The organism is Moraxella sp. CTOTU47579 (genome assembly GCF_032004885.1).
GTDB lineage: Bacteria > Pseudomonadota > Gammaproteobacteria > Pseudomonadales > Moraxellaceae > Faucicola > Faucicola tetraodonis.
The window spans coordinates 1-14,270 of record NZ_DALZOJ010000011.1 but is presented as its reverse complement, the minus strand read 5'-3'; the positions used below and the strand labels follow the sequence as shown (position 1 = coordinate 14,270).

General features: G+C 45.7%; 12 protein-coding genes. 5 read left to right on the top strand and 7 right to left on the bottom strand.

The genetic code is table 11. The features are described from left to right. Positions 1 to 15 precede the first annotated feature (15 nt). The 3 genes from dapF to lptM form a co-directional block, all read right to left on the bottom strand. Positions 16 to 948 (bottom strand): diaminopimelate epimerase, encoded by a 933-nt coding sequence (gene dapF / locus RTP55_RS08445; RefSeq protein ID WP_096489232.1) that lies wholly within the window; start codon positions 946 to 948, stop codon positions 16 to 18. Between the two features lie 214 nt (positions 949 to 1,162). Further along, entirely contained in the window at positions 1,163 to 2,470 is a 1,308-nt protein-coding gene (lysA, locus tag RTP55_RS08440; protein WP_409418430.1) for a diaminopimelate decarboxylase, read from the bottom strand. Further along, positions 2,460 to 2,771, bottom strand: a complete 312-nt coding sequence (gene lptM / locus RTP55_RS08435; RefSeq protein WP_312385557.1) for an LPS translocon maturation chaperone LptM — start codon at positions 2,769 to 2,771, stop codon at positions 2,460 to 2,462. Before lptM ends, lysA begins: the two co-directional genes overlap by 11 nt. Positions 2,772 to 3,108: 337 nt before the next feature. Here lptM and RTP55_RS08430 point away from each other — a divergent pair, with 337 nt between their 5' ends. The 5 genes from RTP55_RS08430 (at position 3,109) to rsfS (ending at position 8,902) form a co-directional block, all read left to right on the top strand. Next, a complete protein-coding gene (locus RTP55_RS08430) occupies positions 3,109 to 4,284 on the top strand; it encodes an acetate/propionate family kinase (protein WP_312385555.1) in 1,176 nt (391 codons plus the stop codon). 64 nt (positions 4,285 to 4,348) lie between these two features. Next, a complete protein-coding gene (pta, locus tag RTP55_RS08425) occupies positions 4,349 to 6,493 on the top strand; it encodes a phosphate acetyltransferase (protein WP_312385553.1) in 2,145 nt (714 codons plus the stop codon). Between the two features lie 243 nt (positions 6,494 to 6,736). After that, on the top strand, positions 6,737 to 7,540 hold the full coding sequence (locus tag RTP55_RS08420; RefSeq protein ID WP_007115203.1) for an NYN domain-containing protein: 804 nt from the start codon (positions 6,737 to 6,739) through the stop codon (positions 7,538 to 7,540). A 65-nt stretch (positions 7,541 to 7,605) separates the two neighbouring features. Continuing rightward, entirely contained in the window at positions 7,606 to 8,361 is a 756-nt protein-coding gene (nadD, locus tag RTP55_RS08415; protein WP_312385552.1) for a nicotinate (nicotinamide) nucleotide adenylyltransferase, read from the top strand. A gap of 139 nt (positions 8,362 to 8,500) precedes the next feature. Beyond that, positions 8,501 to 8,902, top strand: a complete 402-nt coding sequence (gene rsfS / locus RTP55_RS08410; RefSeq protein WP_312385550.1) for a ribosome silencing factor — start codon at positions 8,501 to 8,503, stop codon at positions 8,900 to 8,902. 113 nt (positions 8,903 to 9,015) lie between these two features. On the opposite strand, the gene RTP55_RS08405 is transcribed toward rsfS, so the two are convergent. The 4 genes from RTP55_RS08405 to pstB form a co-directional block, all read right to left on the bottom strand. Next, positions 9,016 to 10,812, bottom strand: a complete 1,797-nt coding sequence (locus RTP55_RS08405; protein WP_312385548.1) for an FTR1 family iron permease — start codon at positions 10,810 to 10,812, stop codon at positions 9,016 to 9,018. A 107-nt stretch (positions 10,813 to 10,919) separates the two neighbouring features. After that, on the bottom strand, positions 10,920 to 12,260 hold the full coding sequence (efeB, locus tag RTP55_RS08400; protein WP_312385546.1) for an iron uptake transporter deferrochelatase/peroxidase subunit: 1,341 nt from the start codon (positions 12,258 to 12,260) through the stop codon (positions 10,920 to 10,922). A 79-nt stretch (positions 12,261 to 12,339) separates the two neighbouring features. Continuing rightward, a complete protein-coding gene (gene efeO, locus RTP55_RS08395; protein WP_095355921.1) occupies positions 12,340 to 13,224 on the bottom strand; it encodes an iron uptake system protein EfeO in 885 nt (294 codons plus the stop codon). A gap of 205 nt (positions 13,225 to 13,429) precedes the next feature. After that, positions 13,430 to 14,185 (bottom strand): phosphate ABC transporter ATP-binding protein PstB, encoded by a 756-nt coding sequence (pstB, locus tag RTP55_RS08390; RefSeq protein WP_159375112.1) that lies wholly within the window; start codon positions 14,183 to 14,185, stop codon positions 13,430 to 13,432. Between the last annotated feature and the right edge of the window lie 85 nt (positions 14,186 to 14,270).

Below are 14,270 nucleotides of genomic sequence, written 5' to 3'. Positions count from 1 at the left end.
TAGCGAGGTTGGGGTCTATTCATGGTAAGGATGTCCCTCATCTGAGCGATGTTCCTCACTTGATTGCGCCGGCGCAAATTTCAGCCCCGCACCTGCCATCAAACCCTCAGGACTAAACACCCCTTCGTACACAAAGGTCGCAGGACCGGTCATATACACAGGATAGCCTTCTTGCCAACGAATCACCAAACTGCCGCCATACAACTGGGCTCGAATATCCACGCCTTCATCTAGCCAGCCTTCACGCACCCCTGTGGCAACGGCAGCACACGCGCCCGTACCACAGGCTTGCGTTTCGCCCACGCCGCGCTCATAGACGCGTAGACGGATATGGCGATTATTCATCACCTGCATAAACCCCACATTGACACGCTCAGGAAATGCAGGGTGGCTCTCAATCGCTTTACCGAGTTTTTCCACCTCAGCGGTCAATACATCATCTACTTTGATGACGGCATGGGGATTGCCCATATTGGCGACATAGAGTGTCACAGGCGTACCATCCACATTGAGCCGATATGAGTTTTGAACTTTAGTAATGGTTTTGGGGGTAAAAGGAATCTCATCGGGCTCGAATTTTGGTTTTCCCATATCCACTTTTACCCAGCCATAATCATCGGTGCTAAGGGTGATAATACCGCTGGCGGTTTCCACCCGAATACGCTGTTTAAATGACAATTTACGCGCCTGCACAAAGCGGGCAAAACATCTAGCGCCATTGCCGCATTGCTGCACTTCACTGCCATCTTTGTTAAAAATACGATAGCGAAAATCGACATCAGGGCGGCTTGGCGGCTCAACAATCAGCAACTGGTCAAAGCCAATGCCTAAGTGTCTATCCCCTAACAACGCTACCAACTCTTTGGTCAAGTGAAGTCGCTGTGTGACTAGGTCAATGACCATAAAGTCATTCCCCAGTCCATGCATTTTGGTAAATTCAATTAACATTGTTATTCCTTAAAATTATTTTGATTTATGCACGCTATCTTATCATGATAGCTGATTTTTTATAAGGTAATTGAGGAACAAAAAAACCTTAGCAAGTCAAGCAAATTTGGGCTCGGTTACTAAGGTTTTGGTTTCAGTTTCTAAGGTTTTGGGCTCAGCGGGACAAATAAGGCTTAGCGTTGCCAGCAAAGCCAGCAAACCTTATAGGATAGATTTAATCTACCAATTTTTCTTTTTGCCAAAGGCTCTCAACCGTTTCACGCTCGCGAATCACATGAGCGTGACCATCTTTGACCAAGATTTCACAAGCACGAGGGCGGCTATTGTAATTGCTCGACATTACAAACCCATACGCCCCTGCGCCTGTGATGGCTAGGATATCATTGTCAGCCAACGCTAACACACGGTTTTTTGCCAAAAAGTCGCCCGTCTCACAAATCGCCCCGACCATATCCCATACTTTGGGTTCAACCGGTGAGTTCAACTGTGTGGGGATGACCGCCATCTCTGACTGATAAAGTGCCGGACGAATCAAATCATTCATCGCGGCATCGACAATGGCAAAATTTTTGTGTTCGGTAGGTTTTAAAATATCCACGCGGGTCAACAATACACCTGCATTGGCAACGATGCTACGACCTGGCTCTAAATAGAGTGTTAAGCCTAAAGTTTTCAGTTTTGGTAACAGTAACTGCGCAAATTCTTCAATACTTGCAACGTCTTCGTCAATATACTGCACACCCAAGCCACCCCCCAAATCAATATGCTCAAGCGCAATACCTTGCTTGGCAAGTGCGTGAATCATCTCAATGACTTTATCCAATGCATCCATAAAAGGCTGAACTTGGGTCAACTGCGAGCCAATATGACAATCAATACCGACGACTTTTAAGTGCGGTAAGTCATGGGCAATTTGGTAGATACGGGGCGCATCTTCATGGGTAATGCCGAATTTATTTTCTTTGAGCCCTGTGGAGATATATGGATGGGTTTGCGCGTCGACGTTGGGATTGACGCGTAGCGAAATTGGCGCTTGCTGCTGTAGTTTGCCTGCCACTGCATTGATGCGGTACAGCTCAGCTTCTGATTCGACATTAAAGCAAGCAATCCCTACTTCAAGGGCAGTGCGGATATCTTCGGCGGTTTTGCCAAGTCCTGAAAATACGATTTTTTTGGGGTCGCCGCCCGCAACCAAAACCCGCGCAAGCTCGCCCCCTGTAACAATATCAAACCCTGCCCCTGCTTTAGCAAGTTCGTTTAATACCGCAAGGTTACTATTGGCTTTTACCGCATAACAAATCTGATGCTCAATCTCAGTAAAACTATCATCATAAGCTTTATAGGCTGCCAAAATCGACTGCTGACTATACACATAGGTCGGTGTGCCGAAGGTCTTTGCGATATCCGCAAGACTGACGCCATCCATCATCAAGGCAGTGCCATCATAACTCAGACAGTTGATTGACTTGACGTGTTCGGTCGGGTTGATCGCTAAACTTGCAGCTGCATCATCAGTAATCATTTTTACCTCCAACCGATGGCACAGATGGCACCGATGGCGTGGTCGCTGAGTGAGGCGCTGATTGCGGCGTTGGGGCTGCACTATTATCAATCATGACGTTGGGATCTTGGATGTTGACATCGACTTTGGTATCAGAGGCATTGGCAGTGGTGCTGGTCGGTTTGGCGGCCGCATCGACTACTTGTTGGCTATTGTTGCTGGGTAGGTACAATGCCCCTTTTTGCCCACATCCTGTCAGCATATGGGTTGCCAACATCACCGTCAGCACGGCGATTGTTGGGGATAGTTTTGAAATTTGCATGAATGCCCTTAATTTTAAGAATAAAATAAGTATAAAAATAAAATTTGCGATGGGGTTATTGTAGCTGTTTTTGCGTTTTATAAGCAATTATCTCACCTTACTAAAGATGAGCATTAAATCCATGATTTTTGTTATTTTTTCATTTTGTTGAAACTATCGTTATTGTGATATGCTTTTTCGCTATAGTGATGACAACAAAAATTTGGCAAAAAATTACCACAATACAATTTTTTTAATCTACAATAAATTACTTAAGACAAGGATAGCTTAAAATTTAATCCAGTTAGGAAGGGGCTTGTTGCAAGGAGTGCACAAGATCTTGTCTAAAGGAACAGCCATGCAAAATCCGATCTTAGTACTTAATTGTGGGTCTTCATCAATCAAATACGCGTTATTAAGCAATGACAGCAGCGAGCGCGTTGCCGGTCTTGCGGAAAACTTGGGCTTAGACACGGCACGTATCAAACACACCGACCTCAATGGGGAAAAAGTCGAAATCTCTTTGGCAGGCGCCAATCACCAATGGGCGCTGCAAAAAATATTGGGTTTATTAGCAGCTTACAAACCCGTTGCCGTGGGTCACCGTGTGGTGCATGGCGGACGTGAGTTTTCTCATGCTGAAAAAGTCAATGACCATGTCTTGGCGGAAGTCAAACGGCTAAAAGTATTGGCACCACTGCATAACCCCGCCCATGCCTTAGGTATTGAAGCGGTGGAAAAAATCTACCCAGATTTACCGCAAGTGGTCGTGTTTGATACCGCCTTTCACCAAACCATGCCCGCCAAAGCCTACCGCTATGCCATTCCAAAAGATTTGTACAATGAGCATTATATCCGTCGCTATGGCTTTCATGGTAGCTCGCACGCCTATGTCAGCCACCGCGCTGACAGCCTAGCCCCTCATGACCAAGCCAATGGTTGGATTACGGTACATTTGGGCAATGGTTGCTCGTTAACCGCTGTGTATGATGGCAAAAGCTTGGACACCAGTATGGGTCTGACCCCACTGGAAGGTGTGGTCATGGGTACGCGCAGTGGTGATGTTGACCCAAGTTTGCATATTCACTTACACCGTATTTTGGGCTATAGCCTTGACCAAATTGATACAATTTTAAATAAACAAAGCGGGTTGTTGGGCATTTCAGGTATCTCAAGCGACATGCGCACGGTGGAGCAAGCCGCCAATGAAGGCAACGAAGATGCCAAACTTGCCATCGAAATTTTCTGTTATAAAGCAGCCCGTTATATCGCTTCACTCAGCTGTGCATTACCGACTTTTACTGGCTTGGTCTTTACCGGTGGTATCGGTGAAAACAGCGCCTCAATTCGCCAAAAAATCTTACAAAACTTGCCGCATTTTGGCATCAAAGCGAATCTTGAAAAAAATGCTGAACTCTCGCGCGGCGCCGAAGGTAGCTTCCACCAAGCCGACAGCCTACTGCAATTGTGGGTGATTCCGACCGATGAAGAATACCAAATCGCCAAAGAAACCAAAGAAGTCTTAGGTTTATAAACCCTCTCACCCTGATGACCCATCAGGGTTTTTAGTTTGAATAAAATAACAAATAGGAACTATCATGCAAACTATTTTATTTGTGCCTACCAGTAGCGGCATTGGCTTGACCTCAGCTTGTTTGGGTTTTATCCGTGCACTTGATTATATCGGGCTAAAAGCCGGATTTTTAAAACCCTTTAGCCAAAATATCACTGCCAATCATGAGAGTGATGACAGCTCAAGTGTGCTTGCAAAACATGCCTTTAACTTAAACCCGCCACCCTCCATTGACCGCAGCCGCTTAGAGCGCGTGATTGGGGATGGTCAGTTAGATGACTTGATGGAAGAAGTGGTTGCCAAACACCAAGCATTGGCTGAGCAATGTGACGTTATCGTCTGTGAAGGTCTGGCTGCCGACAATGATTCAAGTTATGCAGAATTGGTGAATTTAGCCATCGTCAACGCGCTAGATGCCAAAGTCATCTTGGTCAGTAGTGGCGATATTGCAAACCCTGATAGTTTGGTGGACAAACTAGATATTTTTGCCCGTGATTTTGGCGGTATGGCAAGCGAGCGTACGCTAGGCACGATTTTGATGCGCGTCAAAAACGTGGACAACCACTATGATGAAGCACCCGTCGCGCCTGGTAAAGCCAAAGTTGATTTGGCAGCGGAGCAGTTACAGGCGATTAAATCCCACTCGCCTTATTTTGACTCCGATAAATTTCGCTTGATTGGCGTAGTGCCTTTTAGTAACACCTTAAGTGTCCCCCGTACCTGGGATGTGGCTCGTGAGCTTGATGCCAAATGGCTCAATGAAGGCGACGCCAAAAACCGTCGTGTGCTCAATACTTTACTGGTTGCGCGTACCGTTGCCAATATTGAAGATTCTTTCACCCGTGGTAACTTACTGGTGACGGCAGGCGACCGAGACGATTTGATTTTGGCGACTGCGCTTAGCACCATGAATGGTGTACCGCTAGCAGGTCTTATTCTGACAGGCGGTATCGTGCCGAACCAAAAGATTATCAATCTGTGTCGCCCCGCTCTAAAAACAGGGATTCCTGTGATGCTGGTTGACACTGACAGCTTTGATACTGTTACCAAACTTAACCACATCAGCCATGAAATCCCCGCAGATGATACCACTCGCGCCAGTGAAGTCACCGATTTTGTCGCCGCGCATTTGGATTTGGACTGGATCAAAACCACTTTTAGTCAAGGCAACAACAACCGCAAACTCTCGCCTTCGGCTTTTCGTCATACCTTGGTCAAAAAAGCCCAAGCCGCCAAAAAAACCATCGTATTGCCTGAGGGCAATGAGCCACGTACGGTTGAAGCGGCGGTCATCTGTCAAAATCGTGGTATTGCCCATTGTATCTTACTTGCCAAACGCAGTGAGGTCGAAGAGGTTGCCAAGAACTTGGGGCTCACCCTACCTGAAGGCCTGCAGATTCTTGACCCAGAGACCTTGATTGACAAGTACGTCAAGCCTATGGTTGAGCGCCGTAAAGGCAAACTCGATGAACTACAAGCCCGTGAGCAGCTCAAAGACACCGTCGTACTGGGTACCATGATGCTGCACTTGGGTGAAGTCGATGGTCTGGTATCTGGCGCCGTACATACCACCGCCAATACCGTCCGCCCTGCGTTTCAGTTAATTAAAACAGCGCCGCAGTATTCACTGGTTTCGTCAATTTTCTTTATGCTACTGCCTGAGCAAGTGGTGGTGTATGGTGACTGTGCCATCAACCCAGACCCTACCGCAGAACAGTTGGCTGAAATCGCCCTACAATCCGCCCAATCTGCCAAAGCGTTTGGTATCGAACCCAAAGTTGCCATGATTAGTTACTCGACGGGTTCATCAGGTGAAGGCGCAGACGTGGATAAAGTGCGTCAAGCCACCGAAATCGCCAAAGCCAAAGCACCTGATTTACTCATTGATGGGCCGTTACAATATGACGCTGCCAGTGTCGCAAGCGTGGCAAAGTCCAAAGCGCCAAACTCGCTGGTGGCAGGTCAAGCCAATGTGTTTATCTTCCCAGATTTGAACACTGGCAATACCACTTATAAAGCGGTGCAGCGCTCTGCTAACGTGGTAAGCGTCGGTCCTATGCTGCAAGGCTTAAATAAGCCTGTGAATGACTTGTCGCGTGGCGCCTTGGTTGAAGATATTGTCTATACCATTGCGCTCACAGCCGTTCAAGCCGATAGCGGTGAGTTTTAAGCGTTTATATTTAAAAAAAGGTGAGTTTGACACTCACCTTTTTGTTGTCTGTCACAATTGCCTGTCACACAGGATATCAGCTTAAATGCAATGCAAGGCTACTGTGCAACCACTCGCCTATTTTTCGCTGAATAGGCTATTTTCCCACCACTAGGCTAGTGCGCCACAATCTGTTATGCCCAAAAATTGCTTTATGGTAAAATGTCGCTCAACCACATCTAACTTTATCGCTGGGTGACCAACATGGCACATTCGCAGAACTATTCAACGAGCGTTGACGCCCGACTTGCCGTATTGATTGATGCTGACAATGCGTCAGTCAATCATCTTGATGCGCTGTTGTCTGAAATTGCCACGCTCGGGATTAGTAGCGTTCGACGCGCGTATGGTGATTGGACGCGCCCACAATTAAACAGCTGGAAAAATGTGTTACTGAGCTACTCTATTCAGCCGATCCAGCAATTTAGCTACACCACGGGTAAAAATGCTACCGATGCAAGCTTAATCATTGATGCGATGGATTTGTTGTATACCGAGCGTTTTGATGGGTTTTGTTTGGTGTCGTCTGACAGCGACTTTACCCGACTTGCCCAGCGTATTCGTGAGCAAGGGTTATTGGTGTATGGTTTTGGTCGTAGCACCACGCCCAAGCCTTTTGTGCAAGCCTGTGACCGTTTTACTTATCTTGAGTTTTTTGAAGAAAACCAAACCCCTTCGACGGTAGATTTTTATGACTCTGCTGATATGCTGTTCTCCACTAAAGGTAATCAGATGAAGCCTGTGGATGTCGCCATCACTTTGGTCAAGCTTGCCATCTCAAGTATGGCGGATGACCAAGGCTGGGCAAATATCGCACCTGTCAAAAACTATCTGCTAAAAGTCGAGCCCGATTTTGATGCGCGCTTGTTTAACTTTAACAAATTCAGTGATTTTCTACGTGCCTATCCGCGCTATTTTGAGGTACAAGAGCGCTACCCCAATGACAATCAGCATAAAGTAATTTTTGTGCGCAATGTACCAACCGATGAACCGCCAAACCAACCGTAAGATGTGTCAGTGATGATGAAGGATGTTAGTTTTCTTTACCCTAAATTTATATTGGGTTTGTGGTTATGACAATGCCTCGCTGTATTCGTGTCTGGTTGGGTGGCTCATTTGATCCGGTACATTTGGCGCATTTACAGATGATTGCGCATGTGTACCATGAGCTCATGCGCGCCTTCCCCAACGTTGATATCATCGCCAAATTATTGCCTACCGCAGGTTCGCCCCTAAAAACCCAGCCAACTTCCAACCACCAGCGCCTTGAAATGCTTGCGCTTGCGATTGACGATGTGCCTTTTTTGTCGATTGATAAGACTGAGCTGCAGTGTCAGCCGCCTGTGTATAGCTTTCATACCTTGAGTGAATTTAAACAGCGTTATCCCAATGACCTACTGATTTTTGTCCTTGGGCAAGACAGTGTTGAACAACTTGATAAATGGTATCGCGGCTTTGAGCTGCTTTCGCTGACCAATCTATGGGTGCTACCCCGTCCTGCCTTGGGCAGCCTTAGCCACAATTTAAGCCACACTTTACACCAAAACTTAAACCAAAATGCTTTGGCCAATACGGATAAACCCCCTAATATAAATATTGATAATCGGCTAGTGCCTTTTATCATTCATTCGCCAAAAGACTTGATAAATCAAACCACTAACCATATTTATATTGATAAGTTTGTCGTGCCTGATATCGCCAGTAGTGATATCAGAGCTTGGCTATACAGCGTAGAAGCTCGGCAACGACAGCAAGCGCGGCTAAGTTTACCGAGTCAAGTTTATCGGTATATTGTTGAGCATCAGTTATATGCCCCACATGTAGCCTGATATTGATTTACATTTTTTGATAACCTGTGTGTTAGATTTTTGTTAAAATAGCGCACTTTTTTTAGGATTGTCATGATCCTATTTTAAGCTACTCTTATAACCTAATCATTATGACCCAATCCATGGAACCCACGCATTTATGACCGATACCCAATTTGCTAGTTTAGTCAATCAACACCCTGCCCACCAACAGTTAACCACTTGCCTTGACATCGTTCAAGATGCCTTGGATGATCTAAAAGCCAAAAACATTACCGTACTCGATGTTGCTGATATGACTGAAGTCATGGAGCGTATCGTGATTGCCGAAGGGACATCTACCCGCCACCTTAAAGCGGTTGCCGACCATGTCGCGATGAAATCGAAGCAAGCAGGATTTAATCCGATTGGTGTGGAAGGTCAAGGCACCAGTGATTGGACCTTGATTGATTTGGGCGCTGTGGTGGTGCATGTGATGATGCCACAAGCCCGCACGTTTTATGACCTAGAAGGCTTATGGCAAGGTCAATCCCAGCGCGAGCGTATCGAAAAAACGGCGTAGTATAATAGTCTATAGCTTAGTTTAGACTATGCGTTATGAACTAGGCGCTACAACCAAATGGGTAAACAAGTTTTACCCATTTTTTTATGCCGTTGATTTTCTTTGGTGAAAAGTTATGCCACCGCAGCCGTTTGCTGACGTTGATGGTTTTTCATCCAAAGATTGATACCAATAAGGATAATAATATAGCCGATTTGTGCCAAAAATGTCTGTAGCGTTGGGTAAAATCCTAGCCATTCAATGGCGGGCAAGCGGCTCATGGCGGTCATCGGCAGATACCCTGTCAATTGCAGGGCGTGCAAACTGACACCTAAAATCTTAAAGCCCAGTAAATAAATCACCCAAGTTAAGACTTTAAACAACTGTGGAATCGGTAATTTAACTGAGGTTTTTAGCATCGCCCAAGCCACTGCTGCCAGTGCTACAAGCGCCAAACCAATCCCAGTTAAGAAATTACTCATGCTGATATTGGGTAATATACCGACATAAAACAATATGGTCTCTGCGCCTTCTCGAAACACGGATAAAAAGCTCAATCCAAATAACGACACAAAGCTACCTGCCGTCATGGCCTGTCCCATATGACGCTTGATATAAGCGTTCCATGATTGGACGGATGATTTGCTATGCAGCCACGCGCCAATGCCAATCATCATAATGACCGCAACGATGCCTATCACCCCTTCAAACATCTCACGATTGGCGGCAGAAGTCACCGCAGGGAATAATAGCTGTAATGCCATCGCGCCTGCGATACTGGCAAGTAAGCCAAAAGCCACGCCAGCATACACCCATTTTTTGGCTTTGACTTGTTTGGCAGCGGTTAAAGCCGATAACAGCGAGATGACAATCAATAAGGCTTCCAACCCTTCTCGAAGCAATATCAGCATCGAGTCAACCGCGGTATATTGGGCTGTTGGATTGATTGCTGCCAATTCATTGATAATCGATTGCAGTGTTTGCTGCTGTTTAGGGTCTTGCCCCTTCGCCATGGCTAGCGGGATTTGACTTTCCACCCGATTATATAAACTGGGGTTACGCGTACTAACATCGCCTTCGACCGTTGGCCATATACTAATAAACTCGCCTAACTTGGCTTGACCAGTTGCTGCGTCGTTTGTTTTAAACGCCTGTAAACCATCGCGCAGTAACTGGATACTATCCGCCAAGGTGACTGTTTGTGTGGTTTGTACAGCGGCTACGTCACCTTTGTTATAACTGTCGATGGCGTCTTTTAGCGCAGCAGATTGGGTTTTGATTTGCGCCATATTAATGGGTTGCGTTTCAATCGCCACTCGCATCAGCGCCATGGATGTTTCGATTTTGCCGTAGTGCCCCATACTGGTATTGCGCACGACCCGCTCATTACCTAGCCAAACTGCATTAAACTGGTTGTAAGCCGCCCGTAATGCTTCGACATCTGTCGCTGCTGCACCTTGTATGACTTGATTAAGATTGTCATACGCCGGTACCATTTTTTTGGCAAACTCTTTTCGCTTCGCGCTGTAATCCACAGGATTTTGTTCTTTTTCAAAGGCATATAACGCATTTGACACGGCTGATAAATTGGCTTCTGTGGGGTTGCTGATGGCTTGCCCAATTGCTTGGCTTGTCTGTTGCCCAAGTGTGGAATTTTTTGCCGTTGCATCTATGGCATCAAAGGCTGTTTGAATTTGCGCAAGGGTATCCTTGGCTTTTGAAGTATCCTTGGCTTTAATCGCTGCCATCGCGTCGGATAGGTTGATAAAAATAGGGCTTAAATTCAACTTTTTGCTGGCTGGTTGACTGGCTTGCGTCGCTATCTGTGCACTTGCAGGCGTTGGTTGCTGCGCTTGTAAGCCTTGACTGGTGATGAGCAGCGAACTGGCTAGGCCAAAACTTAGCAGGGTTTTTTGGGTGATGTTTTTCATGAGTAGCTTTTTAACCGTCTGTTTTTAAGCGTGTTTTTTGAACCGCCTATTTTTAAGCGTGTGTTTTGAACCGTCTATTTTTAACTGATGCAGGTTGCATTTTAACCTTAAGCTTCAAATAATGCTTGTCCAATATAGCCACCCTGCGGAATACCACCGAAACAAGCAAATAGCCCACTGCCAATGTGGGTGGTGTATTCATTCATTTTATCAAGACGACCTAGGGCATTTTGGATGATGATAAATTGCTCGGGCGATTTTTGAAATGAAATAAACAGCAGCCCTGAATCAAACTGCCCCGTGGCTGGGTTAATGCCGCTACTGTAAGAATACGAACGGCGTAGCATCTCCACGCCTGTGCTTTTTGCCAGTCCCATGTGGGAAATTTCAGGTATCACTGCTTTACCCTGCGCGTCTTTGGCGTGCACATCAAAGGTGTCAAATTCGCCTTTTTGTCCAATCGCCGCGCCGCTATCACGATGTCGACCAAAGGTATCTTCTTGACCTTTAAGCGAGGTGCGATCCCAAGTTTCAAGATGCATCTGAATGACGCGGGTGACCAAATAAGTGCCGCCTTTCATCCAATCAGGCGCGTCCGCCCATAAGTTTTTGTCCGCAGCTTTGATGGTGCTTTGGTTGGCAGTGCCGTCTTTAAAACCGAATAAATTACGGGGCGTATGGTCACCGGTATCAAACCCAACAAAACCTGACTGACTCCAACGCATGGTAATATTAGAACGCGCTTGGCGAACCAGTTGCCGTACCGCGTGGAACGCCACTTGGGCATCTTCGGCGCAGGCTTGAATACAGATATCACCCCCCGTCAAATTTTCTCGTAATTGATCGCGCGGGAACTTGGGCAAGTCTTGGAATTCTTTGGGCTGCTTATGGGTAAGTCCCATTTTTTTTAGAAAACTTGGGCTAATCCCAAAGGTCAACGTCAATCCGTACGCGCCCATACTGTCTGCTTCGCCTGTGTCGGTTGGGGGCACAAACGGGTTTTTTTCGTACGCTTTGATGTTTTTACCTTGCGTCAAATTGGCCGCATAGGTTGTCCAGTCTTTGAACATCTGTTTGACATCATCAAGCTTATCGGTATGTAAATCCATCACCAAAAAATAAATATTACGCTGTGACGGCGTGGTAATGCCTGCTTGGTGTTCGCCATAAAAATCATATTTGACATCCGCAAAACTATTTTTGGTAGTATTGGCATCACTACCAGCATGTTTAGGATTTTCGTTTTTATCGCTATCTTTGGACTGATTACTATCCAAAGCTTGCAAGTTAGGTAAGTTTTCGCTTGGTTTTTGCTGACAGGCCGACACGGCTAAACCTGCGCCTGCGACACTGAGCGCACCAAATTGGCGTAAAAAACTGCGACGATTTGACGTTTTTAATCCCACCCCTGTTTCTTGCGCTTGCTTATCTAATTCACTATGTTTCATACTGCCCCTAACTTGCTACTGACCTTTTTATTCCACCCTAAAACCGTAAAGTGAAGCAATTTTTTGCTTCACCTTTCACTTATTGCAATACAATGCCCATCTGCGCTAAGGGTTCACCGAGTTTATTCACTGCTTCGGCTAGCGCTTTGGTATCTGCAGGGGTTAGCTCTTTATAGGATTTATAATCTTGTTGCCCGACTTGGTGTTTGGCAAGTAGTTGGTTGACTGCGTCAAATTTTTGCTCAAGCTCCGTGACTAACGCCGGGTTTTTGGCTTGGATTTTTGGTTTTAAAATGGCAAATATTTTCTCTGCGCCTTCAATATTGGCTTTAAAATCATACAAGTCTGTGTGCGAGAAAATTTCTTCTTCGCCGGTGATTTTGCTTGTTGATACTTCATTGAGCAAATCTACTGAACCTTGTACCATCAAGTCGCCTGTGACCTCTGCCGTTGGAATTTTGGCGTGCAATTCTTTGACATCTGCAATCAGTTGTTTACCCAGTTTTTCAGTGCCTTTGGTGGTATTTTGTGTCCACAAGATTTTTTCAATCGCATGGAACCCTGTCCATACTTCATTGGGCTCAAGGTCGGCTTCACGGTTGTCGATACGTGGGTCAAGGTCGCCAAAACTTTCAGCAATCGGCTCTGAGCGCTCATAATACATGCGTACTTTTGGGTATAACGCCTTCGCCTCTTCTAATTTACCCGCTTCGAGCAGTGCGACAAATTTTTGGGTATCGGCGAGCAAGCTATCAATTTGGGTTTGTACCCAAGCTTTGTATTCCGCCGTTTCTTTACTCAAATCAACTGAGCTCTGCGCCGACGCTGTGACTGCAGAAGCGTTAGTCGTTGCACTTGCAGCAGGTGCTACGTCGGTTTTTTGTTCGGTTTTTTGGCAAGCCGTCAATAGTAATGCAGATATCGCTAGAGGTAATATTGATAAGGTAAAAGTACGGCTCAACATAAAACATCCTTAAAAGTAAACACGAATAAATAATAAAAAAAATAATGACAATTTGCGAATTATAGTGTAAATGAGAATCGTTATCAATATTTATTTTACTTTGATTGTGCTTAGAAGTTTAGGCAAAAAAATACCCCGCAGCAGCAAAGTAGCGAGGTATTGTGATTGACTAAATGACGCGCAGATCGCCTAATAACAAAATAACCTAGCCGAATTTACCCGTGATGTATTCTTCAGTTTCTTTACGGTCTGGGTTTGTGAACATTTTATCAGTATCCCCCATTTCCATCATTTCGCCCAAGTACATAAACGCGGTATAGTCAGACACCCGTGCCGCTTGCTGCATGTTGTGAGTGACGATGGCGATGGTGTAATCATTTTTTAGGTCTGAAATCAAATCTTCAATTGAGCCTGTTGAGATAGGGTCAAGTGCCGAGGTGGGTTCGTCTAGTAGCAATACTTCAGGACGGGTTGCCACACCGCGGGCGATACACAGACGCTGCTGCTGACCACCCGACAATGACAGACCCGATGCTTTAAGTTTATCTTTGACTTCATTCCATAGTGCCGATTTTTTGAGCGCCCATTCAACGCGCTCGTCTAGCTCAGCACGGCTTAAGCTTTCGTACAGACGCACACCAAATGCCACGTTGTCATAAATTGACATCGGAAATGGCGTTGGTTTTTGGAATACCATACCCACGCGAGCACGCAGCAAGTTGACGTCCACCGATTTATCCAAGATGTTTTGTCCATCTAGGTTAATTTCACCCGTGGCACTCATGCCTGGGTATAGGTCATACATACGGTTGAAGGTACGCAGTAACGTTGATTTACCACAACCTGACGGTCCAATAAACGCGGTGACTTTTTTGTCAGCGATATCGATGTTGATATTTTTAAGGGCTAAAAATTTACCGTAATAAAACTGTAGATTACGAATTTGCATTTTTGCGGTCATGATGAATACCTTAATAAATTTTGTTTGATACTAGGTTCTGTTGAACATTCAAAGCTTCAGCCAATGATAAGCAAAGGCTAGAGCG